The sequence below is a fragment of the Bradyrhizobium sp. CCBAU 25360 genome (assembly GCF_028128695.1).
GTDB classification, from domain to species: domain Bacteria; phylum Pseudomonadota; class Alphaproteobacteria; order Rhizobiales; family Xanthobacteraceae; genus Bradyrhizobium; species Bradyrhizobium ottawaense.
The window spans coordinates 16,515-40,823 of the sequence record NZ_LBJA01000037.1 but is presented as its reverse complement, the minus strand read 5'-3'; the positions used below and the strand labels follow the sequence as shown (position 1 = coordinate 40,823).

The following is a 24,309-nucleotide window of genomic DNA, read 5'->3' as shown; positions in this document are numbered from 1 at the left end:
GGCAAGGGAACGCGATGTGCGGCATAGCGGGCATCTTTCATCGTGACGGTCGGCCCGCCGACGGCCGTGCGGTTGCGGCGATGTCGGCAGCGCTGGTCCATCGCGGGCCGGACGGCGAGAGCACCTGGCTGGACGGCCCCGTCGGCCTCGCCCACCGCCGGCTCGCCATCCGCGATCTCTCCGACGCCGGGCGCCAGCCGATGCTCGATGCCTCGGAACGCATCGTCGTCACCTACAATGGAGAGATCTACAACGATCACGAGTTGCGCAGCGAGCTCGAGCGATCGTTCGGCGTCCGCTTTCGCAGCACCTGCGACACCGAGATCCTCCCTTACGCGTATCTCGCCTGGGGTGAGGCGATGTTCGAACGCCTGGAGGGATTTTTCGCGATCGGCCTGTGGGATCGGCAGGAGCGCCGCCTGATCCTGGCGCGCGACGGCATCGGGATCAAGCCGCTGTATTATTCCGAGAACGGCAGCCGCATTCTGTTCGCAAGCGAGATCAAGGGACTTACGGCGGGCGGAGACCTCACCGCGCGGATCGATCCCGTGGCCCTGCATACCTATCTCGCCGCAGGCCATCCAGGGACGCAAACGAGCCTGTACCAGGACATCAAGCAGCTCCCGCCCGGCACGATGATCGGATTCACCGAGCGCGAGCGAACCGAGCGACGCTTCTGGCGGCCGGTGCGTGCGCCTGCGATCCGCGACCTCGACGAAGCCGTTGTCCGGCTGCAATCGACGATCGAGACCGTGGTCAAGAGCCAGATGGTGAGCGACGTGCCGCTCGCCGTGCTGCAGAGCGGCGGCATCGACAGTTCGCTGATCAGCCTGACGCTCGGCCGGCTCGGCTTGAAGCCGCCGCTGTTCACGGCCGGCTTCACCGAGAAAAGCCATGATGAAACCGCGGTGGCGCAGCAGATCGCCACCGCCGCCGGCCTGTCGCTCAACGTCATCGACGGGGAAGCGGGCGAGGATGCCGAGGCGTCGCTGCGGGCGGTGGTCTATCATTTCGACGGCCAATGCGCCGACACGGGCGCGCTCGGCTTCTATCATCTGGCTGGTGCGGTCCGCCGGCATTCCACGGTGGTTCTGTCCGGCGATGGCGGCGACGAATTCTTCGCCGGATATGAGACCTATGCCGCGACCATGATGGCGGAGCGCGCGCGCCACGTCGTTCCGCGCGGCCTTGCCGGCCTGACCGGACGCCTAGCCTATGCGTCGGTGCGCGGCAACGAGAAGCGGCTTCCGGCAGCGGCGCAACTCGCCCGCTTCGCACTCGGATTGGGCGAAGCCGGCAACAGCCCGCATCTGCAATGGCGGCGGCTCGTTCCCCGCTTTCTCGCCGAGAAGATCTATGACCGCGGGATGGCCGATCTTGCATCGACTGACCCGTTCGCGGAATACGCCGAATATTATTCGGAGCCGCATGACAACGTGCTGGATCGGGCGCTGATCGCCGACCAGCGCTTCCATCTGCAAAGCGTCCTCACCAAGGTCGATGCCATGAGCATGGCGCATGGTCTCGAAGTGCGCGTGCCGATCCTCGATCGACGGGTCATGGACCTCGCCGGCAGCCTCGATGTCTCGCTGCTCAATCCCTGGCCCAAGGGCGCACCGAAATATGTGTTGCGCAAACTCGCCGAGCGCCTGGGCATGCCGGGAGAGGCCGCATGGTCGCGCAAGCGTGGCTTCAACGTGCCGATCGCGCAACTGATGCGACGCGGTGGGCTGCGGCCGATCTGCGACCGGGTGCTCGACAGGGAGGCCGACGTTTTTGCGCCCTTCCTGAAACCGGAGGCGATCCGGCTGCTGTGGACTGCGCATCGCGAGGCCAGGAGCGACAATGCGTTCGCGCTGTGGCCGATCCTGACGCTGGGCATCTGGTTGACGGGGCTTGCGACCCCCTCGCCGCGCCGAGCGTAGGGAGCGGGCACATGCCGGACCTGAAGGACCAGACGATCAACGATTTCGGCGAGCAATGGACCGCGTTCCGCGAAAACCCCGCCTATTACGGCTCGGCGGACCTGCTTGCCGATCTGTTCGGTCCGTTGCTTTCCCTCGACGAGGTCAAGGGCAAGCGGATCGCCGATATCGGGAGCGGCACGGGACGCATCGTCAACATGCTGCTCGATGCCGGGGCGGATCGTGTCGTCGCGGTCGAACCCTCCGATGCCATGCTGGTCCTGAAGGACAACACGGCGGCCCGCGCGGAGCGCATCGACTATTTGCAGGCGCCCGGCGACCGCTTGCCGCCCGATCTCGGGCTCGACTATGTGGTTTCGATGGGGGTGCTGCATCACATCCCCGAGCCGGCGCCGGTGGTTCACGCGGCCTATGATGCGTTGCGCCCCGGCGGACGCTGCATCGTCTGGCTCTACGGCTACGAAGGCAACGAGACCTATCTGTCGCTCGCGATCCCGCTGCGCAAGCTCACCGTGCTGCTGCCGCACCGGCTGCTGGTGGTGCTGTCGCATGGTCTGGAATGGGCGCTGACAGCCTATATCGGGCTGTGCCGGATATTGCCGCTACCGATGCGGTCCTACATGCGTTCGGTGCTGGCGAAGTTTCCGCGCAGCGTTCGCCGCTTGACCATCTACGATCAGCTCAATCCCGCCTACGCGAAATACTACACGCGCGCCGAAGCGGAGGCACTGCTGTCGGATGGCGGATTCGGGGATGTTCGGCTCTACCACCGCCACGGCTATAGCTGGACCGTGTCCGGCACCCGGCCCGCATGACGGGCGTCGAGCAGCAGGACCCAGAAGAACATCAGCGCGCTGAAGAGCTGGATGGAATTGTCCTCGGGGGAACTCCCCGTCACGAAGATCAATGAGGGCATCAGGAGACCGACGGTGAGCGCGGCGGCCAGTGCCCTGGCTGGAAGATCGACCAGCAGGATCGCGGCATAGAGCGCGAGCTCGAAGAAGGCATATTCCTTGAGGCGCGGCGAGCTGAGATAGAGCGCAAACATCGCCAGCACCGTGATGCGCATGGCTGCACGGGGGTGATCCATCAGCCAGCGATCCACTCGCGCAGGAAGCGAATCTCCCTCGTGCGCCGGGCGGCTCCCGATCAAGCGCAGGATGGACAGGGCGAACGGCACGAGCACCAGTGCGGTCACGGCGAAGGCATAGGTTGCGAAGATCGCCGGTTTGCTATCGATCAGGCCCACATGCCCCATCAGATCCCGCGCCAGCAGCAGCAGGGACGGATTGCTCTCGAACAGCTCGACGAGGTGCTGGTCCGGAATCTTTCCGGCCACCGCAAGTTGCCAGCTCGCGAACAGATCGGGGTATGCCAGCCGCGATATCAGGATCGGCAAGGCGAAGCTGAACACAGCCATCGCGATCAGCATCAGCTTGCGGCGGCGCGGCAGCGGCAGGAAGTACAGCGCGGCCAGCACGGGAAAGAACACCAGCTTGAACGACATCACGAGGCCGAGCAGCGCGGCGCCGGCGAGGCGCGACGGAAAGCTGCGGTCCTCTGCCGCTCCGGATGCGGGCGGAGAAAGCAGAAGCCTCAGCGCGATCGCGGTCAGCACGCCGCTCAGGATCGCGAAGTTGCCCGACGCCTGGACCCATTCGAAACCGACGAATGCGCCGAGCGCGCAGAGCACCCTGAGCCCAACGTCGCGAGCGCTCGGGCGCGCTCGGCCAAGACCGGGCACGCCAAGACCGGGCAAGCCAAGACCTGGCAAGAGAAGGCCGCAGAGCACGGCCAGCACGGGAAAGATAGTTTTGTAATGAGCGACCAGAATGCCATCCGCGCAAAAGGGACGGAAGGCCTCCAGCGTCACCGGCAGATAGGGGTAAGAGAGCTTGGTGCCCTTCAGGTTCTTGACGAAGTAGGGATCGAGTCCGCCGGCATAGGCATCCACCGCCGCGCAATTGACGCGAGTGTCCCAGCCATATTTCACATCGAGCCCGACGTCGCTGGCGAGATTGCCGATCACCAGAAGCGCGGTCAGTGCGATCAGGCAGGCAAGCCAGAGGTTACGCCTCGAAGCCATGTCGGCCGAGGGCTCCAACCAACGTGCTGTACCGCTGACATCAGACACAATCGGATACCTTGTTTGGCCTGGTTTCTCTCGGCGCCGGCGCGGCGCCTCATCGATCGGCCGCCACAGTGGACAGGAGGCGTTTCCGTTTCATCCCGCCGGACCCGACCTGCCCCGCTCGGCGCCGATCTTTAGGGAGGGATGGTGAATCACTGGTTTCCGGGCCATAGCAGGACCCGCGGTCGGCTCGCGCGGGGGGCTTCCCCTCACCAATTCTTGTCCGCCCCTCCTCCGCCTGCCAGCCATCCCGAAACATGGGTTGTGCAACGCAGCATGAGCGATGGATAAAGTCGCTCAATTTCAGAGGTGAGCTTCTTGTCTGACGTCAATGCCGACGATTGGGTGTCCGCGGGACACCGCCCGATGGGATTTCCAGAATTCGTCATCGTGATCGCGTCGATCATGGCGCTGAATCCGCTTGCGATGGACATGATGCTGCCTGCACTGCCCAATATCGGGGCAGCCTTCAACATTCCCGTCGCCAACCATCTCCAGCTGGTGCTGTCGACCTTCCTGATCGGTTTCGGCGCCGGCCAGTTCGTCATGGGTCCCCTGTCGGACCGCTTCGGCCGCCGGCCGGTGCTGCTCGGCGGCATGGCGGTCTATGCGGTGGCGAGCGTGCTGGCGGTCGCGGCACCCTCATTCGAGACGCTGCTGCTGGCGCGCGCGCTGCAGGGGCTCGGCACCTCGGCCACGCGCGTGATCGCGACCTCGATCGTGCGCGACTGCTATGTCGGCCGCCGCATGGCGAGCGTGATGTCGCTTGCCATGATGGTGTTCATCGCGGTGCCCGTGATCGCCCCCTCGTTCGGACAGGCGGTACTGCTGGTGACGGCGTGGCGCGGCATCTTCGTCGTACTGATGCTGTACGGCCTGCTCGCACTCGCCTGGTGCGTGCTGCGGCTGCCGGAAACCCTCCCCGAGTCCGGACGTAGATCGCTGGCGCCCGCCGATGTGCTCTCGGCATTCCGGCAGACCCTGACCAATCGCCAGACCATCGGCTATGCCACGGCCGCCGGCAGCGTCATCGGCGCGCTCTTTGCCTTTGTCTTCTGCGCCCAGCAGGTCTTCACCGGCATCTATCACCTCGGCCATTACTTCCCACTCGCCTTTGCCGCGATTGCAGCCGGCACGGCCGTCGCCGGCTTCCTCAATGCGAGACTGGTCGAGCGACTCGGCATGCGCGTGATCTCGCATGGCGCGCTGACGCTCTACACAATCGTAGCTGCCGTGATGCTGCTGACGGAAATGCTCGGCATCCTGCCGCTTGCCCTGTTCATGGTGCTCTCGGCTCTGATGATGTTCTCGTTCGGCATGATGGTTGCCAACTTCACGGCGCTCGCGATGGAGCCGCAGGGCCACATCGCCGGGACCGCCTCCTCGCTCTACGGCTCGATCACGACGCTGATCGGAATCGTGGTCGGCATGGCGATCGGACAGAGCTTCGACGGAACGCTATTGCCGTTCTCGATCGGCTTCTTCCTGTCGACGCTCGCTGCGCTCGCGATCGTGCTGGTGGTGGAAAAGGGCCGGCTGTTCAAGCCGCATCATCGTCCCGTCGCTTAAGGAACTTCCCGATCGCCTCGATGTTGTCCTGCAGCAATTCGAGAGGTCACATTCAATGGAACCGGAACACCGGGACGACCACCACGTCGTCGAACGGCGGAAGACGGAACGTTCGGAGCCGAGCGCAGAGCAGGCCACGTTGACGACGCCTTTGGCGAGCGAGGGCCTCGAGCAGATCCGCGACAGTCATTGCTGAGCGCGGAGCCTATTCCGAACCGCGCCTGCTGGCGCTGAAATCATCCGCAGCGCTCTTGGGTATCATCCGCATTCCCCGGGGCCGCACGATCAGAGCGACCACCTCCCGCGAGAGACCGGGCCGCCCCCACAGGGTGGCCCGCACGGTGAACTCGCGCCTGACGAAGTGCCCGGTCTGCGAGGACGCCCACGCCATCCACCGCGTGCAAGATTCCTGGTCGCGGAAACACAGCGCGGCCCAGCCGCGGTCGAGCGACGTCTTGCGCGGCAAGCCCAAGGTCTGTTCGTACTCGAAGGGCGCCGCATGACGTGGATGGTCGGGGCTGTAGAACGCGGAGGCGAAGGCCAGCGAACCATCACCACTCACCGCGCTCAGCGGCACGCCGGTCTGCTCCCGCCACTCGCGCGTCAATTCACTAGCCGCCTGGGCGTAAAGATTCCGGCCCTCCTCATACCCGTGATCATTGCGATAGACGGCATGGATCGGCGCGGCGATCAGGACGGCCGCGAGCGCGACGCCGGCCACGATCACGGTGAGGTTGACCGTGTAGAAGCGCTCGATCGGGTAGCTCGTCCCGCAGACCACGAGAACGGTGAAGAGGAACAGTCCCTGCAGCGCCCATAGCGACGGCAGATCGGTGCCCATCACGAGCGACGTCACCACCGGCAGCACGATCGTGCCCATCGTGACGTAGAACAAGAGCCGCAGGCCCGGGCCCATTGCGGCGAAGTCCGCGGGAAACCGCTTCAAGCGCGTTCCTGCGACGAGCACCCAGAACACGGCCGACATGCTCATCGCCGCCGCCAGCCCCAGCAGAAAGTTTCTCGCCTCGCCGAGTGAGGTCGCAGCGTTGCCGCCGGTGTGCGCCAGCGCGTAGGTGAAGGTCGACGCGCCCGTCGTCGCGAGCCAATAGACGTGAGGTGACAGCGCCGCGAGCCCGACGACGACCGAGATCCAGGGCGAAGCGGAGGTGAAATAAGCGCGCCGCGCCGGGTGCGCCAGCGCGGCAAACGCGAAGCTCGTGACGAGAAAGATCGAATAATATTTGCCGACCATCGCCAGCGCCGTCGTGCATCCCATTGCGACCGCCCACAGCGGGGCGCGCGTCTCGAATGCGCGCAGGAAGCACCAGGTCGCCAGCGGCCAGACCGCCAGCAGCACCGAATTGGCATTGAAGCGCTGGGCATGGAATTGATAGACCGGCGTCAGCATCAGGAGCAAAAGCACCAGGATGCGCTTGTGCCCGGTCACGAATTGCCGCGCGATCCGATCAACGAAGATCAGCGCAAGCCCGGCATTGGCCATCGCCATCAATTGCAACGACCAATCGCTGAGCGGAAAGACAGAGGTCCAGCTGGCGGCAATCCAACCGGTCAAGGGCGGATGCTTGTGATAGCCCCAGGCGAAATGCTGCCCCAGCATCCAGGCCTCGAGCGTATCAGGGTGCAGGCCGCCGCCGGCATAGGCGATCGCCAGATAGAGCGTCCAGATCGCGACGAAGCAGCCGATGAGGAGCGGAACGGCCCAGCCCGCCTCGACGCCATCGAGCCAATGCAGGAAAGGCCGCCGCCAACGTGCCGGCGCGCGATCGGACCGTTCGGCCATCGCCTGGAATGCAAAATCGATCGGCACGGGAATCAGGTTGAGGAGGGAAAGTGATGCGTAAGGACGACGCATCTATTTCAAGATTGAAACAAATAGCAATGACTGGAAACTGGAAAGGTTAAAAGCCGCAACGCCTTTTCCGCCGGCGCAAGACCACAAAAGACAACGGCGCCGCTGATGACAGCGGCGCCGCGTGGTGAAGACGACGAAGGCTACGTGAATTCGCCTCCCTTACTCCGACTTGTCGACGTTCCAGAACAGCGGCGTCGCCGGGCCGTCGAGCACGCCGGTCAGCGATTTGCGCCAGCCGCTCGGCAGCAGGTATTGCCCCAGCGGGATGTAGATCACCTGCTCATAGGCTTCCTTCTGGATGTCGGCGGCGATCTTCTTCTGCTCGTCGATCGACGGCGCGCGGACGAACGCGTCCTTGAGCTGCTCGATCTTGGCGCTTTCCGCCCAGCCGAACCAGCCGCCCTTCTTGCCCTGGCCGCCGATCGAGAGATTGGCGATCGGGTTGGAGACGTCGGCCGCGACCCAGTTGGTGAAGAACATGTTCCAGCCACCCTCCTTCGGCGGCTTCTGACTGGCACGGCGGCTCACCACCGTCTGCCAATCGGTCGCTTGCAGATCGACCTTGAAGCCGGCTTCGCGCAGCAGCTGGGCCGCGACGATGGGCTGGGCCTTGAGCGTGGTGACGTCGCCGGGCGCCATCACCACGACCGGGGTGCCGTCATAGCCTGACTCGGCGAGCGCCTTCTTGGCCTCCGCCATGCCATTGCCCTTCACCAGGGTCTCGGCGCCGACCTCGGTCGCGAACGGCGTATCGCAAACGAAGAACGCACCGCAGATCTTCTGGTACTTGGCATTGCCGACCAGCGCGTCGAGAACGTCCTTCTGGTTCATCGCCAGAAGAGCGGCACGTCGCACCTTCACGTTGTCGAACGGCGGATAGAGGAAGTTCATCCGGCCGAGCGTCTGAAAGCCGAACTTGTTCGAGACCTCGATCGTGATCTCCTTGTTTGCCTCCAGCACCGGCAGCATGTCGTAGGGCAGGTTTTCCATGAAGTCGATGTCGCCCGACTGCAGCGCGTTCACGGCGGTCTGCGAGTCCGGCATGGTGATCCATTCGACGCGGTCGACCTTCGCCACCTTGCCGCCGGAGGTCCAGCTCGCCGGCTCCTTGCGCGGCACGTAGTCGGTGTTCTTGACGTAGACGGCCTTCACGCCGGGCTGGAATTCCGATGCCACGAACTTGAAGGGGCCCGAGCCAATCTGCTCGGGGATCTGCTTGTCCGGCGGCGTCTCGGCGAGGCGCTTCGGCATCATGAAGGCGACGCGCGAGGACGGCTTGCCGATGGAATCGAGCACGAGGCCGTAGGGCTCCTTCAGCTTCAGCGTGATGGTCTTGGCGTCGGTCGCCTCGATGCTCGCGGTGAAGTCCAGGAGCTTCTGGCCCATGCCGTCGACCGCGGCCCAGCGCTTCAGCGAAGCGACGCAATCTTCCGCCGTCACCGGCGCACCGTCATGCCACTTCAGGCCGTCGCGCAGCGTGAAGGTGTAGGTGAGCTTGTCGTCGGAGATCTTCCAGTCCGCCATCTGCGGCTGGATCTTGAAGCTCGAATCGGGAGCCACCAGCGTGTCGTAGACCATGTAGCCATGGTCACGCGTGATGTAGGCCGTGGTGAAGATCGGATCGATGATGCGCAGATCCGAATGCATCACCGCCGTAATGGTCTTGCCGGCTGCAAGCACTGGCGAGGCAAGCGCCGTCGAAAGCGCAACGACAGACAGCGCAAGTTTGGAGGCAAACGCGCGAGGCCCCCGGCGCATGAAGTGGAACATAAAAAGTTTCTCCTGACGTGAAACTGTTCAAAGGCAGGTTATTGGTTAAGCATGCGGCTCGTTCCTTGGGCGAACTAACCTCATGCAATGCCTTTATCTTTCGAGACTTGCAGACAGTGCCGAGCGCGTCAATCCGGTTTCGCTGCAAGCCCTGGCGGCGCGGGCACGGGCTCCACAAGGATCGGTTTGGCTCTACAACACTCTCCACTCGTCCTGCCCCGCAGCAATGCAATGCGCATTCCATCTTTCGAAGCTTGAGAGACATTGAGATGAATCCAGCCAATCTTCCTTTCGATTCCGAGGCGATGCTCCAGGGTCTGCGCGGCTGGGTCGAATGCGAAAGCCCGACCTGGGACGCCGGTGCGGTGAATCGCATGCTCGATATCGCAGCGCGGGATATGGCGATCATGGGTGCGACGATCGAGCGCATCGCCGGCCGGCAAGGTTTCGGCGGCGTGATCCGCGCGCGCTTTCCGCATCCGAAACAGGGCGAGCCGGGCATCCTGATCGCCGGCCATATGGATACCGTCCACCCGGTCGGTACCATCGAGAAGCTGAAATGGCGGCGCGAGGGCAACCGGTGCTACGGCCCCGGCATCTACGACATGAAGGGCGGCAACTACCTCTCGCTGGAAGCGATCCGGCAACTGGCGCGTGCATCCTTCACCACGCCGCTGCCGATCACCGTGCTGTTCACGCCGGACGAGGAAGTCGGCACGCCCTCGACGCGCGACATCATCGAGGCGGAAGCCGCGCGCAACAAATATGTGCTGGTGCCCGAGCCCGGCCGTGCCGACAACGGCGTCACCACCGGACGTTACGCCATCGCGCGCTTCAATCTCGAGGCGACGGGCCGGCCGAGCCACGCCGGCGCGACGCTGTCGGCGGGACGCTCGGCGATCCGCGAGATGGCGCGGCAGATTCTCGCCATCGACGCGATGACGACGGAGGACTGCACCTTCTCGGTCGGCGTCGTGCATGGCGGGCAATGGGTCAACTGCGTTGCCACGACCGCCACCGGCGAAGCGCTCTCCATGGCCAAGCGGCAGGCCGATCTCGATCGCGGCGTCGAGCGGATGCTGGCGCTGTCGGGCACGGCCAACGATGTCTCCTTCAAGGTCACGCGCGGGGTGACGCGTCCGGTGTGGGAGCCGGATGCCGGCACCATGGCGTTGTATGAGAAGGCGCGCGGCATCGCCAAGTCGCTTGGCGCCGAACTGCCGCATGCGAGTTCCGGCGGCGGCTCCGACGGCAACTTCACCGGTGCGATGGGAATCCCGACGCTCGACGGCCTGGGCGTGCGCGGAGCCAATGGCCACACGTTAGAGGAGTATATCGAAGTCGAGAGTCTCGTTGAGCGCGGCCGGCTGATGGCCGGGCTGCTTGCGACGTTGGAGTGACCGGATTGGATGAGCGCGCGTGGCGCGCCGCGATATTTCGTCTGGCGGGCACGCTCCGCTGGCCCCCTTGAAGAGGGGTCGCCAAAACAGCTGACCGCACTGCAAAAACTGTGGCCCTGATGGCACGGGAATTGCTGAAATGTTAGGCTGGTGGCAGAACAGGCTATGACCGCTGCCGCCGATTTACTCTAATCTGACGGATCCAACTTGCTCGGATATCTCCTTCGCCGAATCTTCGCCGCCGTGCCCGTGATGGGCGTCGTCGCGCTGTTCGTCTTCCTCCTGCTCCGCCTCACCCCCGGCGATCCCGCCGCGATCCTCGCCGGCGACAATGCAACGCCGGAACGGCTCGAGCGCATCCGCACCTCGCTCGGCCTCAACGAGCCCTTGATCGTGCAGTTCATCACCTGGGTGAACAAGCTGCTGCACGGCGATCTCGGGACCTCGCTGATCTCCAATCTGCCTGTCATGAAGATGATCGGCCAGCGCGTCGAGCCGTCGATCTCGATTGCGCTGTGTACCATCATCCTCGCCGTGATCGTGGCGGTTCCCCTCGGCGTGATCGCCGCGTGGAAGCACGGCACCTGGATCGATCGCTTCGTGATGGGGCTTTCCGTGCTCGGCTTCTCGGTGCCGGTGTTCGTGGTCGGCTACATCCTGATCCAGATCTTCGCGATCGAACTGCGGTGGGTGCCGGTGCAGGGCTTCCGCAGCATCTTTAACGGCTTCGGACCGTTTTTCGAGCGCATGATCCTGCCGACCTGCGCGCTCTCCTTCATCTACATCGCGCTGATCGCGCGCATGACGCGCGCGGCGATGCTCGATGTGCTCGGCGAGGACTATGTGCGCACGGCGCGCGCCAAGGGCATCAACGAGGTCGCCGTGATGATGCGGCACGCGCTGCGCAACGCCGCCGTGCCCGTCATCACCGTGATCGGCACCGGCTTTGCGCTGCTGATCTCCGGCGTCGTCGTCACCGAGAGCGTGTTCAACATTCCCGGCATCGGCCGCCTCACCGTGGATGCGGTGCTGGCGCGCGACTATCCGGTGATCCAGGCGATGATCCTGCTGACGTCGCTGATCTATGTCGTCGTCAACCTTCTCATCGACGTCGCCTACACCCTGCTCGATCCCCGGATCCGGTACTGAGGCAAGGATAAGGACAAACATGTCGGTCGATACCCTTCCCCAGTCCTCCATTCCGATCACGTCGCCGCTACGGCCGCGCTTCGGCTTCCTCACCTCGACGCCGATCATCGCCACGGCGACAGTCTTGCTCGCACTGATCATCCTGATCTCGATCCTGGCGCCGCTGATCGCGCCGCATGATCCGATCCAGCTCGCGCCGTCGCAACGGCTCAAGCCGTCGTCCGCGCAATTCCTGCTCGGCACCGATGCCTATGGTCGTGACCTGTTGTCGCGCGTCGTTTATGGCGGCCGCATCTCGCTGCTGATCGGTATCGGCTCGGCGATCCTGTCGATCGTCATCGGCCTTGCGATCGGCCTCGTCTCCGGCTTCTTCAAGCTGGTCGATGCCGTGCTGATGCGGGTCATGGACGGCCTGATGGCGATGCCGAGCATCCTGCTCGCGATCGCCGTGGTGTCGCTGTCCGGTGCCAGCCTCTGGACCGTGCTGATCGCGATCACGATCCCCGAGATTCCGCGCGTGGCGCGCCTGGTCCGCTCGGTCGTGCTGTCGGCGCGCGAGGAGCCTTACGTCGAGGCGGCGATCTCGGTCGGCTCGTCCTTGCCGAAGATCATGTGGCGGCATCTGATGCCGAACACGGTGGCGCCGCTGATCGTCCAGGGCACCTATATCTGCGCCAGCGCCATCCTCACCGAGGCGATCCTCTCCTTCCTCGGCGCCGGCATCTCGCCGGAGACGCCGACCTGGGGCAACATCATGGCCGAGGGCCGCCAGTACTTCCAGATCAAGCCGTCGCTGATCTTCTGGCCGGGCCTTCTGCTCTCGATCGCCATCCTCAGCATCAATCTGATCGGCGACGCCGCCCGCGACGCACTCGATCCGCGCATGAAGCAGCGGGAAGGCAAGTGATTTGTCTCGCCGGCCCTGCCCCTTATTCCGTCATTGCGAGCGAAGCCAAGCAATCCAGTCTGCATCCGCGGAAGGACTTCTGGATTGCTTCGTCGCTTCGCTCCTCGCCATGACGATGGAGTGACCTGATGACCAACACCGTCCTCGACATCAACAACCTCGTCGTCTCCGTCGGCAAGAAGCCGGGTGGCCCAAAGATCATCGACGGCATCTCGATCCAGGTCCGCGAGCGCGAGACGCTGTGCCTCGTCGGCGAAAGCGGCTCGGGCAAGTCGGTGACCTCGCTGACCACGATGGGCCTCTTGCCGAAGGGCACGCTGGTTCCGACCAGCGGCAGCATCAAGCTGGTCGGCGAAGAGCTGCTCACCGCGACCGACCGCCGCTTGCGCCAGCTCCGCGCCACGCAGATGGCGATGATCTTCCAGGAACCGATGACCGCGCTCAATCCGGTGGTGCCGGTCGGCCGCCAGATCGACGAGGTGCTGCGCGCGCATACCAATCTCGACGCCAGGGCCCGCAAGAAGCGCATCCTCGACATGATGGAGCAGGTCCACCTGCCCCAGGTCGAGCGCATCTTCGCCTCCTACCCGCACCGCCTTTCCGGCGGTCAGCGCCAGCGCATCATGATCGCGATGGCGCTGGTGCTGGAGCCGAAGCTCTTGATCGCGGACGAGCCGACGACCGCGCTCGACGTCACCACGCAGAAGCAAATCCTGTCCCTGATCCGCGAGCTCCAGCGCGATCACGGCACGGCCGTTCTGTTCATCACCCACGACATGGGCGTGGTCGCCGAGATCGCCGACCGCGTCGCGGTGATGCGGCAGGGCCGGCTGGTCGAAACCGGCCCGCTCGAGACCGTGCTGCGCAATCCGACCATGGAATACACCCGCAATCTGCTCTCGGCGGTGCCGAGCCTGGTGCCGCGGCCGCCGCGCGAGGAGAGCCGCGAACCGGTGGTGCTGGAGGCCAACGATCTCAGCAAGGTCTATAAAGAGCGCGCCTTCTTCGGCAAAGGCCGCGAAGTCGTCGCCGCCGACAAGGTGACGCTGACGCTGCGCAAGGGCCGCACGCTCGGCATCGTCGGCGAAAGCGGCTCCGGCAAGTCGACCGTGGCGCGCTGCATCGTCCGCCTGATCGATCCGACCTCCGGCGGCGTGCGCCTCGCCGGCCGCGAGATCGCCGGCATCTCGCGTCGCCTGCTGCAGCCGCACCGGCAAAAGATCCAGATCGTGTTCCAGGATCCCTATCGCTCGCTCAACCCGCGCGTCACCGTCGGCGAGAGTATTGCGGAGGGCCCGATCAATTACGGCGTCGCGCATGCCGATGCGATGAAACGTGCCCGCGAGCTGCTCGAGCTCGTCGGCCTGCCCGCTGACGCGGTATCGCGCTATCCGCACCAGTTCTCCGGCGGCCAGCGCCAGCGCATCGCCATTGCGCGCGCGCTCGCGCTCGATCCGGACGTGCTGGTCGCGGATGAGGCTGTCTCCGCGCTCGACGTCTCGGTGCAGGCGCAGGTGCTGGAACTCTTCGACGAGATCCAGAAACGTCTCGGCATCGCGATCCTGTTCATCACCCACGATCTGCGTGTCGCAGCGCAGATCTGCGACGAGGTCGTGGTGATGCAGCACGGCCGCGTCGTCGAGCAAGGCCCGGCTGCCGAGGTGCTGACGCATCCGAAGGAGGCCTACACCAGGGCTCTGCTGGACGCCGCTCCGGGGCGCGACTGGGATTTTGCGAACTTCCGGCCGGTGTCGGAGGGCGTGGCGGCCACGGCGTAGCGACACTCACCGCTGTCATTCCGGGGCATCGCGAAGCGATGAGCTACGGTGCGCAATTGCGCACCTGAGAATCCATCGCGCCTCAGAGTCTGTCGTCGGATGGATTCCGGGCTCGCGCCCAAGCGGGCGCGCCCCGGAATGACGGCGGAGCAGCATTCCCAAAACAGCTTGACCCTATGCGCGGCGCGAGTGCGTCCCACCTTGCTCTCGCCGCAGGGCCAAGGCTAACGTCGCGCCCTCTTGATTGATTGGACCGAACTGAATGACACGCATCGCCGTCGGCGGCTTCCTGCACGAGACCAACACCTTCGCTCCCACCAAGGCGACCTTCGCCGACTTCCAGCATGGCGGCGGCTGGCCGGCGATGACTGAAGGCGCCGACGTGCTGAAGGTGATGCGGCGCATCAATGTCGGCCTTGCCGGCTTCGTCGACAGCGCCGAGGCCAACGGTTGGGAACTTGTTCCGACGATCGCCTGCGGCGCGAGCCCGTCGGCGCACGTCACCAGGGACGCCTTCGAGCGCATCGTGAAGGTGATGGTCGACGGCATCAAAGCTGCCGGCCCGCTCGATGCGGTCTATCTCGACCTGCACGGCGCGATGGTGACCGAGCATCTGGACGACGGCGAAGGCGAGATACTGGCGCGCGTGCGCCGCGTCATCGGCAAGGACGTTCCGCTGGTCACGAGCCTCGATCTGCACGCCAACGTCACGCCCGAAATGATCGCGCATGCCGACGCGCTGATCGCCTACCGCACCTACCCCCATGTCGACATGGCCGAGACCGGCCGCGCCTCTGCGCGACATCTCGCGCTGCTGCTCAAGTCCAAGCAGCGCTTTGCCAAATCGTTCCGGCAATTGCCGTTCCTGATCCCGATCAGCTGGCAATGCACCAACGACCAGCCGACCAAAGGCATCTACGAGAAGCTCGCCGTGCTGGAGAGCGATGCGGTTCCGACGCTGTCTTTTGCGCCGGGCTTTCCCGCCGCCGATTTCCGCGATTGCGGCCCCAGCGTGTTCGCCTATGGCAGGACGCAAGCGGATGCCGACCGCGCCGCCGACGCGATCGTCAAGCTGATCGAAAGCCATGAGGATGATTTCGACGGCAAGATCTGGTCGCCCGACGAGGGCGTGCGCCAGGCCATGGAACTTTCAAAGAGCGCGAGCAAGCCGATCATCATCGCCGACACCCAGGACAATCCCGGTGCCGGCGGCGATTCCGACACGACAGGCATGCTGCGCGCGCTGGTGCGCAACAAGGCGAGCGCCGCGACCGGGGCGATCTACGATCCGGTCTCGGCCAAGGCCGCGCATGATGCCGGCGTCGGTGCCACCGTGACGCTGTCGCTCGGCGGCAAGTCAGGCATCCCCGGCGACGAGCCCTATCGCGAGACCTTCGTGGTCGAAAAGCTGTCCGACGGCCGCTTCATCGCGCCGGGCCCTTACTATGGCGGCCGCGAGATGGAGATGGGTCCCTCGGCAGCCTTGCGCATCGGCGACGTCCGCGTCGTCGTCTCCTCGCACAAGGCGCAGCTCGCCGACCAGGCGATGTACCGCTATGTCGGCATCGAGCCGACCGAACAGAAGATTCTGGTCAACAAGAGCTCGGTGCACTTCCGCGCCGATTTCGAGCCGATCGCGGAAAAGCTGATGATCTGCGCCGCGCCCGGCGCGATGCCGGCCGACACCGCCACCCTGCCCTGGACGCGTTTGCGGCCGGGCATTCGCATCAAGCCGAACGGCCCCGTTTTCTCGCCTCCCTCAAGCTAACTGGACAGAACCCATGCCCACGATCGACCGCATCGACGGTTACGCCGACGAGCTCACCGCCATCCGCCGCGACCTGCACGCCCATCCCGAGATCGGATTCGAGGAAGTGCGCACCTCCGGCATCGTCGCCGACAAGCTGAAGAGCTGGGGCATCGAGGTGCATCGCGGTCTCGGCGGCACCGGCGTGATCGGCGTGATCAAGGGCAAGGGTTCGGGCAACAAGCGCATTGGCCTCCGCGCCGACATGGACGCGCTGCCGATGGAAGAGAACACCAATCTGAAGTGGAGCTCGAAAATCCCCGGCCGCTTCCACGGCTGCGGTCATGACGGCCACACCACCATGCTGCTCGGCACCGCGCGCTACCTCGCCGAGACCAAAAACTTCGACGGCACCGTCCACCTGATCTTCCAGCCGGCCGAGGAAGGCCTCGGCGGCGCCCGCGCGATGATCAAGGACGGGCTGTTCGAAAAATTCCCCTGCGACGAGCTGTACGGCCTGCACAACGCGCCCGACCTCAACCACGGCGAGATCGCGATCCTGCCGGGCCCGGCGATGGCCAGCGCCGACTTCTTCGACCTGCGCATCACCGGCTATGGCGCGCATGGCGCGATGCCCGAGCGCTCCAAGGACGCGGTGGTCATCGCGACCACGCTGGCGCAGGCGATCCAGACCATCGTCAGCCGCAATGTCGAGCCGCTGCAGGCCGCGGTGGTGTCGATCACCCAGATCCACGCGGGCTCCGCCTACAACGTCATTCCCGGCGACGCGCATCTTTGCGGCACCATCCGCACCTTTTCGAAGGAAGTTCGCACCCTGGTCAGCGAACGCATCCGCACCATCTGCGCAGGCATCGCAAGCGCCTACCAGTGTGTGATCGACGTCGACATCCGCGACACCTTCGGCGTTCTGGTCAACCAGGTCGAGCAGTCCAAGGTGGTCGAGGACGTCGCGCGCACCATCGTCGATCCCGCCAACGTGATCACCCGCGCCCAGCCCAAGATGGGCAGCGAGGATTTCGCCGACATGCTGGAGACCATTCCCGGCGCCTATTTCTGGGTCGGCCATGATGGCAACGTGCCCGTGCACAATCCCGGCTTTGTGCTCGACGACAAGATCCTGCCGATCGGCGCCAGCATGTTCGCCCGCATCATCGAAACGCGCATGCCGGTGGGCTAGCGATGCATAAGAAGAGCGTCGAAGATGCCGTCACCTCGCTGCACGATCTGTCCGCGGTCGATCTGATCGCAGGCTATCGCGCCAAGCAATTCTCGCCGAGCGAGGTGCTGGAGGATTTGCTCACGCATGTCGCTGCGTGGGAGCCGCATCTGAAGGCGCTCTATGCGTTCGATCCCGACGGCGCACGCGAGGCCGCCAAGGCCTCGACCGCGCGCTGGACCGGCGGCGAGCCGTCCGGCGCGCTCGACGGCGTGCCGGTCACGGTGAAGGACAACATCGCGACCAAGGGCGTGCCGGTGCCGCTGGGCGCTGCCAGCGTCAAGCTCGTGCCGGCCGAGAAGGATGCCCCGCCCGCCGCGCGCCTGCGCGAGGCCGGCGCGGTCATCTTCGCCAAGACCACCATGCCCGATTACGGCATGCTGTCGTCCGGACTCTCCAGTTTCCACGCACTCGCGCGCAATCCTTGGGATCTCTCGAAGAATCCCGGCGGCTCCAGCGCGGGCGCAGGCGCTGCGGCCGCGGCCGGCTACGGTCCGCTGCATCTCGGCACCGATATCGGCGGCTCGGTCCGCCTGCCCGCGGGCTGGTGCGGCCTCGTCGGGTTGAAGCCGAGCTTCGGCCGCGTGCCGATCGACCCCACCTATGTCGGCCGCGTCGCCGGTCCGATGACCCGCACAGTCGACGATTGCGCGCTGATGATGAGCGTGATCGCAAAGCCCGACCGGCGCGACGGCATGAGCCTGCCCGCCGAGCCGCTGAACTGGAAGGGAGCAGAGAAGTCTCCGCGCAAACTCCGCATCGGGTTGATGCTCGATCCCGGCTGCGGCCTGGCGCTGCAGAAACCAGTGCGCGAGGTCGCGGTGAAGGCGGCGAAAGCGTTCGAATCCGCGGGCAGCGTCGTGACCGAGGTCGACGGCATCCTCACCCGCGAGATGCTCGACGGCCTCGACAACTTTTGGCGCGCGCGGATGTGGGATGATCTGGCCAGGTTGACGCCGGCCGAGCAGGCGAAGGTGCTGCCTTATATCTTCAAATGGGGCGCATCCGGCGCAAAGCTGTCGGGCGTGGATGTCATCCGCGGCTTCAACCAGACCATGGCGATCCGCGCGGCGGCGTCGAAGCTTTTCTGCGAGCTCGATTACGTGATCTCCCCGACCGCACCGAACGTGAACTATCCGGCGGACTGGGCCTCGCCGACCAACGACCCCATGAAACCGTTCGAGCACATCGCCTATACCGTGCCATGGAATATGTCGGAGAACCCTGCCATCTCGATCAACGGCGGCTTCGACGCCAAGGGTTTTCCCATCGGCGTGCAGATCGTCGGCCGCCGCTTCGACGACATCGGCGTGCTCGGCATGGCCAAGGCTTTTGAGGGCCTACGCGGGCCGCAACGACCCTGGCCGAAGCCGCCGGCTAACTAATCGCACCGTCGTCATTCCGGGTTGCGCCCTCTTGGCGCAAGCCCGGAATCCATTCATCAGCACTACTGATGCCGAGAGATGGATTCCGGGCTCGCGCTTCGCGCGCCCCGGAATGACGTGGTAGAGAGACCGATAAAGAAACAAGGAAGGAAACCGCCATGGCGTATGAGACGATCAAATACGAGGTCGCCGAGCAGATTCTCACCATCACGCTGAATCGGCCCGACAAGCTCAACGCCTTCAACGCGCAGATGCAAGGAGAGCTGATCGACGCGTTCGACGCCGCCGACAAGGACGACAACGTCCGCGCCATTATCGTCACCGGCGCCGGCCGCGGTTTTTGCGCCGGCGCGGATCTGTCGTCCGGCGCCGACACGTTCGACCGCGACGCGCGGCGCGGCCCCGTCAAACGTTTCGCCGACGGCAAGGTGGACTACAGCGATCCGCAGGTGCGCGACGGCGGCGGCCAGGTGACCTTGCGCATCTTCAAGTGCCTCAAGCCCGTCATCGCCGCAGTGAACGGTCCTGCGGTCGGCATCGGCGTCACCATGCAGCTCGCGATGGACATCCGCATCGCTTCGGATGCCGCGCGGTTCGGCTTCGTGTTCTCCCAGCGCGGCATCGTGCCGGAGGCGGCCTCGAGCTGGTTCCTGCCGCGTATCGTCGGCATCTCGCAGGCGCTGGAATGGTGCTATTCGGGCCGCGTCTTCCCGGCGCAGGAGGCACTGGCGGGTCGTCTCGTCAGCAAGGTCGTCGCCCCTGACGATCTCCTGCCGACCGCCCGCGCGCTCGCCAAGGAATTCGCGGCGAAGACCGCACCGGTGTCGGTCGCGCTGATCCGCCAGATGATGTGGCGCATGATGGGCGCCGACGATCCCATGGAAGCCCACAAGGTCGACAGCCGCGGCATCTACGCCCGCGGCCGCTCCGACGACGTCAAGGAAGGTGTGGTGTCGTTCCTGGAAAAGCGCCCCGCGCAGTTCAAGAACAAGGTGTCCAGCGATATGCCGGACTATTTCCCGTGGTGGACGGAACGGGAGTACAAGTAACGCTCTCGTAGGGTGGGCAAAGCGAAGCGTGCCCACGCACTTTTCGCCATCGAGAGAGATGGTGGGCACGGCGCAAGAGCGCCTTTGCCCACCCTACGGCACTTTCACTCCATCACCAGCGCCACGCGCCCGATCGCCTTGCGGTCGAGCAGCAGCCGCATCGCCTTTGCAAACTCCTCCAGCGGCAACCGATGCGAGACGTTGGGGCGCAGCTTGCCCTCCTCCGCCCATTGCAGCAGCGCCTTCAGGCGCGCCTCTCCCAGCGCAGGGTTCTTTCGTACCGCCTCGCCAGCGCGCACGCCGAGCACGCTGGCGCCCTTGATCAGCAGGAGGTTGGTCTTGGCCGAGCCGATGCCGCCGGTGAAGCCGATCACCAGCAGCCGCGCGCCCCAGGCGATGCAGCGCATCGAGTCTTCAAAAACCTGACCGCCGACGGGATCGAACACGACGTCCGCGCCGCGACCGTCGGTGATGCGTTTAACGGCGTCGCGAAACGGCTCGCGGTCATAGCGGACGAGATGATCGGCGCCGCGGGCCTTGGCGATGGCGAGCTTCTCGTCGCTGGACGCCGTCGCGATCACGGTCGCGCCCAGCATCTTGCCGATCTCGACGGCCGCCAGTCCCGTGCCGCCGCCGGCGCCATGCACCAGCAGCACCTCTCCCGGCTCGATCCGCCCGCGATCGATCAGCGCATGATAGGCCGTGCCATGGCCGGCAAGATAAGTCGCAGCCTCGGCGTAGTCGAACGTCGACGGCTTAGGGGTGAGCTGCGACGGCGCGACGATGGCTTCGTCGGTGAATGCGCCGTGCCGCATCTTCACGATGACCTTGTCGCCAACAGAAACGCCCTTCGCCTCCGCACCCAATTCGGTCACGTCACCGGCAGCTTCCATGCCGGGCGTGAACGGCAGCTCCGGCTTGAGCTGATATTGGCCGGCGGCCATCAGCACATCAGGAAAATTCAGCCCGGCCGCGCGGATCGCGACCCGCACCTCGCCCGGCTTCAGAGCGCGCGACGGAAACTCTTCCAGCCGCAAGGTTTCGGGCTCGCCGAGCGAGTGGCAGACGACGGCGCGCACCATCAGGCCGCACTCGCCTTGCTGCGCTTGAGCGCCTCGCGGATCAGCGGCAGCCGGTCATTGCCGAAATACATGTCGGTCTTGTTGACGAAAATCGTCGGCGAGCCGAAGCCGCCGCGCGCGACGACCTCTTCCGTATTCGCCTTGAGCTGATCCTTGATCGCTTGCTCGGCGATGCCGGCGAAGAATTTCGGCTCGTCGATGCCGACCTTCCTGCAGATCTCGGCGAGCACGGAGTCCTGCGAGATATCTTTGTCCTCGCCCCAATAGGCCTCGAACACGGCGGTCGCGAACGGCACCATGTCCGCGGCCAGCCAGATGCAGCCGCGCATCGCCTTGACGCTGTTCACCGGAAACACCGTCGGGGGCATCTTGATCGCAAGGCCAGCCGACCGCGACCAGTCCTGAAGATCCTTCTTCATGTAGCGCGCCTTCAGCGGCACCGGCGTCTCGCGCTGCGCGTAGACGCTCGGATTGACCGTGTTGAAGATGCCGCCGACCAGGATCGGCCGCCAGACGATCTCGACGCCCAGCTCCTTGGCGAGCGGCCGGATGTTGTGGAAGGCGAGATAGGTCCAGGGGCTGGAGCAGTCGAAGAAGAACTCGATCATGGCGTTTCCTTTGCTCTCGTCATTCCGGGGCGCGCCCTCTTGGGCGCGAACACGGAAACCATTCGCTCCTGGCTCTACGGCCCGATGGATTCTCGGGTGCGCAATTGCGCACCATAGCTCGCGACTTCGTCGCGCCCCGGAATGACGGCGTGGCCGTCACTTCCTTCCCAACACTTCCTTAGCCCTTTGGCCGAACATGATCTTGCGTGATTCATCGTCGAACGGCTCTTTCACGAATTTTCCGATCGCAAGCCCCGCCTGCACCTGCGGCCTGGCGCGGACCTCGGCATACCAGCGTTTGACGTTCGGATAGTGGTCGAGCGTAAAGCCCTGCGCCTTGTGGGTCATGGTCCAGGGGAAGCAGGCGATGTCGGCAATGGAATAGTCGCCGGCGACATAGGCGCCGGTCTTCTCCAGCTGCCGATCGAGCACGCCGTAGAGCCGGGCCGCCTCGTCGCGGTAGCGCTCGATCGCATAGGGGATCTTCTCCGCCGCATAGAGCGCAAAATGCCCGTGCTGGCCGAGCATCGGCCCGAGGCCGGCCATCTGCCACATCACCCATTGAATTGTGGCGGAACGCCCGCGCAAGTCGGCGGCCAGGAAGCGGCCGGTCTTTTCCGCGAGATAAATCAGAATTGCGCCGGTCTCGAACACAGAGAACGGGCCGCCACCGTCGGCGGGTGCGTGATCGACGATCGCGGGGATGCGGTTGTTCGGGGAGATCGCCAGAAACTCGGGACTGAACTGCTCGCCGGCGCGGATGTCGACGGGCTTCACCTTATAGGGAAGTCCGAGCTCTTCCAGCATGATCGAGATTTTCCAGCCGTTCGGCGTCGGCGCGTAATGGAGATCGATCATGACCTTTCCCTCGGCATCCTTTGGCCTTCCCTGTCGATGCCGCCAGCTAAAATAACGACTTTTGTTGTTCTGTACCTCGACGTTAGGACATGGCAGGAAGGGGCGCAACACAACCTGCCGGGAGGGCCGCCATGCTGTTTCCAACCACGATCGCCGGCTCCTTGCCGAAGCCGGAATGGCTTGCCGAGCCCAATATGCTCTGGGCGCCCTGGAAGTCGCAGGGCGACGAGTTGCTCCGCGCCAAGCGCGACGCGACATTGATCTGGCTGAAGATCCAGGAGGACGCCGGAATCGACATCCTCACCGAGGGCGAGCAGGCCCGCCAGCATTTCGTGCACGGTTTTCTGGAGAAGATCGACGGCATCGATTTCGCGCACAAGGTCGAGATGGGCATCCGCAAGGACCGCTACAAGGCGATGGTGCCGCAGGTGGTCGCCCCGCTCCGGCTCAAGGGCCGCGTCCATGCCTTCGAGGCGCGCGCGGCGCGCACGCACACGAAGAGGAAGCTGAAGTTCACCCTGCCCGGCCCGATGACCATCATCGACACCATTGCCGATCGCTACTATGGCGATCGCGTCAAGATGGCGTTTGCCTTTGCCGAGTTGCTCAACGAGGAGGCCCGGGCGCTGCAGGCCGACGGCGTCGATCTCGTGCAGTTCGACGAGCCCGCCTTCAATGTCTACATGGACGAGGTCAACGATTGGGGCATCAAGGCGCTGGAGCGCGCTGCGCAGGGCCTCACCTGCGCCACCGCCGTGCACATCTGCTACGGCTACGGCATCAAGGCCAACACCGACTGGAAGGAAACGTTAGGCAGCCAATGGCGGCAGTATGAGCAGATCTTTCCGGCGATCGACGCCAGCCCGATCCAGCAGGTCGCGATCGAATGCCGCAATTCGAAAGTGCCGCTCGATCTGCTGGCGCTGCTCAAGAACAAGATCGTGCAGGCCGGCGTGATCGACGTTGCCAGCGACACCGTGGAGACCGCAGAGGATGTCGTGAGGGTGATCGACGCGGTGTCGAAATTCGTGCCCAAGAGCAACATCATCGCCACCACCAATTGCGGCATGGCCCCGATGCGGCGCGAGATCGCCGAAGCCAAGCTGATGGCGCTCGGCGCCGGCGCCGCGCTGGCGCGCGAGAGGCTGGGGTGATGGCGGTGATCCGCCGGCCGCCCTGCTAGTCCAGCGCGGTCGGATGCAGCGCCGGTTGATATCCGGCGCGCAACGCATGCAGTGTGGACGGGGGCGTCAGCAGCATTGGGCTGTCCAGCTCGGTCCTTGCGCGGGCATAGCCGGCTGGCGACCATAACAGCGCCCTTCCCTGCACCACCAGAAAGCTCTCCTCGCCCCGTTGAACCATCGCGCCGTCGGGCAATTCTGCCAGCGGCACCGGCACTGCGTGCAGGCGCTTGCGGCCATGATCCAGACGCTCGAGGTGGAGCTGGGCGTCCATCGCCTTCGCACTCACCTTGCTGACGCCATTCCCCGTCTCCCACGCCGCGCGGAAGCGGTTGGCATCCTCGCGCCGGCAGAAGAAGCAGGGTCGGTGACCGGCGGCGAAGGCGGTAGCTTCATCGAGGAAGAACAGCTCGGTCCAGCTTCTGCGCGCCATCACCGGGCGTCGCCAGCCGCGGAATTCGCACAGGCATGTGATCCAGGCCGGCGACGACCAGCGCTTCTTCAGGAGCGTCTTCGTCGCGGGATCGTGGATGATGCCGCGATTGCCGGTGAACGTGCCGCGATGCGGGGTGGCGATGATGTCGCCGAGCGGTGTGACGCGGTTTTGCAGGGGCATGGCCGTCTCTCCCCGTCATTGCGAGGAGCGAAGCGACGAAGCAA

19 protein-coding genes are annotated in these 24,309 nt (G+C 64.9%); 12 read left to right on the top strand and 7 right to left on the bottom strand.

Translation table 11 applies throughout. The features are described 5' to 3' along the window. Nucleotides 1–14: 14 nt before the first annotated feature. Together asnB and XH81_RS14365 are read left to right on the top strand one after the other, a co-directional pair. Nucleotides 15–1,925 carry an asparagine synthase (glutamine-hydrolyzing) gene (gene asnB / locus XH81_RS14370; RefSeq protein WP_028141169.1) on the top strand — a complete coding sequence of 637 codons (1,911 nt, stop codon included), beginning with the start codon at nt 15–17 and terminating at the stop codon, nt 1,923–1,925. A gap of 11 nt (nt 1,926–1,936) precedes the next feature. Beyond that, nucleotides 1,937–2,740, top strand: coding sequence for a class I SAM-dependent methyltransferase (locus XH81_RS14365; protein WP_028141170.1), 804 nt, complete (start codon nt 1,937–1,939; stop codon nt 2,738–2,740). Here the strand turns inward: XH81_RS14365 and XH81_RS14360 are convergent. Further along, nucleotides 2,704–4,011: a hypothetical protein gene (locus tag XH81_RS14360; RefSeq protein ID WP_049802011.1), complete on the bottom strand. Its 1,308-nt coding sequence runs from the start codon at nt 4,009–4,011 to the stop codon at nt 2,704–2,706. The genes XH81_RS14365 and XH81_RS14360 overlap by 37 nt on opposite strands. Nucleotides 4,012–4,374: 363 nt before the next feature. Between XH81_RS14360 and XH81_RS14355 the strand changes: the two genes are divergently transcribed. Further along, nucleotides 4,375–5,625: a multidrug effflux MFS transporter gene (locus tag XH81_RS14355; protein ID WP_271596262.1), complete on the top strand. Its 1,251-nt coding sequence runs from the start codon at nt 4,375–4,377 to the stop codon at nt 5,623–5,625. Between the two features lie 205 nt (nt 5,626–5,830). Here XH81_RS14355 and XH81_RS14350 read toward each other — a convergent pair whose 3' ends face one another. Together XH81_RS14350 and XH81_RS14345 are read right to left on the bottom strand one after the other, a co-directional pair. Next, nucleotides 5,831–7,498: a glycosyltransferase family 39 protein gene (locus tag XH81_RS14350; RefSeq protein WP_049802010.1), complete on the bottom strand. Its 1,668-nt coding sequence runs from the start codon at nt 7,496–7,498 to the stop codon at nt 5,831–5,833. A 159-nt stretch (nt 7,499–7,657) separates the two neighbouring features. Continuing rightward, nucleotides 7,658–9,268 (bottom strand): ABC transporter substrate-binding protein, encoded by a 1,611-nt coding sequence (locus XH81_RS14345; protein WP_028141174.1) that lies wholly within the window; start codon nt 9,266–9,268, stop codon nt 7,658–7,660. Between the two features lie 269 nt (nt 9,269–9,537). Between XH81_RS14345 and XH81_RS14340 the strand changes: the two genes are divergently transcribed. The 8 genes from XH81_RS14340 (at nt 9,538) to XH81_RS14305 (ending at nt 19,920) form a co-directional block, all read left to right on the top strand. Continuing rightward, nucleotides 9,538–10,668, top strand: coding sequence for a M20/M25/M40 family metallo-hydrolase (locus tag XH81_RS14340; protein ID WP_028141175.1), 1,131 nt, complete (start codon nt 9,538–9,540; stop codon nt 10,666–10,668). Between the two features lie 207 nt (nt 10,669–10,875). Further along, the gene (locus tag XH81_RS14335) at nt 10,876–11,817 is read left to right on the top strand and encodes an ABC transporter permease (protein ID WP_028141176.1); all 942 of its coding nucleotides are present in this window, start codon (nt 10,876–10,878) and stop codon (nt 11,815–11,817) included. A 19-nt stretch (nt 11,818–11,836) separates the two neighbouring features. After that, on the top strand, nt 11,837–12,724 hold the full coding sequence (locus XH81_RS14330; RefSeq protein ID WP_028141177.1) for an ABC transporter permease: 888 nt from the start codon (nt 11,837–11,839) through the stop codon (nt 12,722–12,724). A 128-nt stretch (nt 12,725–12,852) separates the two neighbouring features. Beyond that, complete coding sequence (locus XH81_RS14325; protein WP_095426169.1) at nt 12,853–14,502, top strand: ABC transporter ATP-binding protein; 1,650 nt, start codon at nt 12,853–12,855, stop codon at nt 14,500–14,502. A gap of 262 nt (nt 14,503–14,764) precedes the next feature. Beyond that, nucleotides 14,765–16,270 carry a M81 family metallopeptidase gene (locus XH81_RS14320; RefSeq protein WP_028141179.1) on the top strand — a complete coding sequence of 502 codons (1,506 nt, stop codon included), beginning with the start codon at nt 14,765–14,767 and terminating at the stop codon, nt 16,268–16,270. Nucleotides 16,271–16,283: 13 nt separating this feature from the next. Beyond that, the gene (locus tag XH81_RS14315) at nt 16,284–17,447 is read left to right on the top strand and encodes a M20 aminoacylase family protein (protein WP_028141180.1); all 1,164 of its coding nucleotides are present in this window, start codon (nt 16,284–16,286) and stop codon (nt 17,445–17,447) included. 2 nt (nt 17,448–17,449) lie between these two features. After that, nucleotides 17,450–18,871 carry an amidase gene (locus tag XH81_RS14310; RefSeq protein WP_028141181.1) on the top strand — a complete coding sequence of 474 codons (1,422 nt, stop codon included), beginning with the start codon at nt 17,450–17,452 and terminating at the stop codon, nt 18,869–18,871. A gap of 158 nt (nt 18,872–19,029) precedes the next feature. Continuing rightward, nucleotides 19,030–19,920 carry a crotonase/enoyl-CoA hydratase family protein gene (locus XH81_RS14305; protein ID WP_028141182.1) on the top strand — a complete coding sequence of 297 codons (891 nt, stop codon included), beginning with the start codon at nt 19,030–19,032 and terminating at the stop codon, nt 19,918–19,920. A gap of 104 nt (nt 19,921–20,024) precedes the next feature. Here XH81_RS14305 and XH81_RS14300 read toward each other — a convergent pair whose 3' ends face one another. The 3 genes from XH81_RS14300 to XH81_RS14290 all read right to left on the bottom strand — a co-directional run bounded on the left by XH81_RS14300 (nt 20,025) and on the right by XH81_RS14290 (nt 22,468). Further along, the gene (locus XH81_RS14300) at nt 20,025–21,002 is read right to left on the bottom strand and encodes an NADPH:quinone oxidoreductase family protein (RefSeq protein WP_212475387.1); all 978 of its coding nucleotides are present in this window, start codon (nt 21,000–21,002) and stop codon (nt 20,025–20,027) included. Further along, entirely contained in the window at nt 21,002–21,610 is a 609-nt protein-coding gene (locus XH81_RS14295; RefSeq protein WP_095426165.1) for a 2-hydroxychromene-2-carboxylate isomerase, read from the bottom strand. Before XH81_RS14295 ends, XH81_RS14300 begins: the two co-directional genes overlap by 1 nt. Nucleotides 21,611–21,766: 156 nt before the next feature. Next, nucleotides 21,767–22,468 carry a glutathione S-transferase N-terminal domain-containing protein gene (locus tag XH81_RS14290; RefSeq protein WP_271596261.1) on the bottom strand — a complete coding sequence of 234 codons (702 nt, stop codon included), beginning with the start codon at nt 22,466–22,468 and terminating at the stop codon, nt 21,767–21,769. Between the two features lie 131 nt (nt 22,469–22,599). Between XH81_RS14290 and XH81_RS14285 the strand changes: the two genes are divergently transcribed. After that, a complete protein-coding gene (locus XH81_RS14285; protein ID WP_038973673.1) occupies nt 22,600–23,622 on the top strand; it encodes a methionine synthase in 1,023 nt (340 codons plus the stop codon). Nucleotides 23,623–23,647: 25 nt separating this feature from the next. Here the strand turns inward: XH81_RS14285 and XH81_RS14280 are convergent, their stop codons facing one another. Next, entirely contained in the window at nt 23,648–24,265 is a 618-nt protein-coding gene (locus XH81_RS14280) for a hypothetical protein (RefSeq protein WP_038973674.1), read from the bottom strand. Nucleotides 24,266–24,309: the final 44 nt, after the last annotated feature.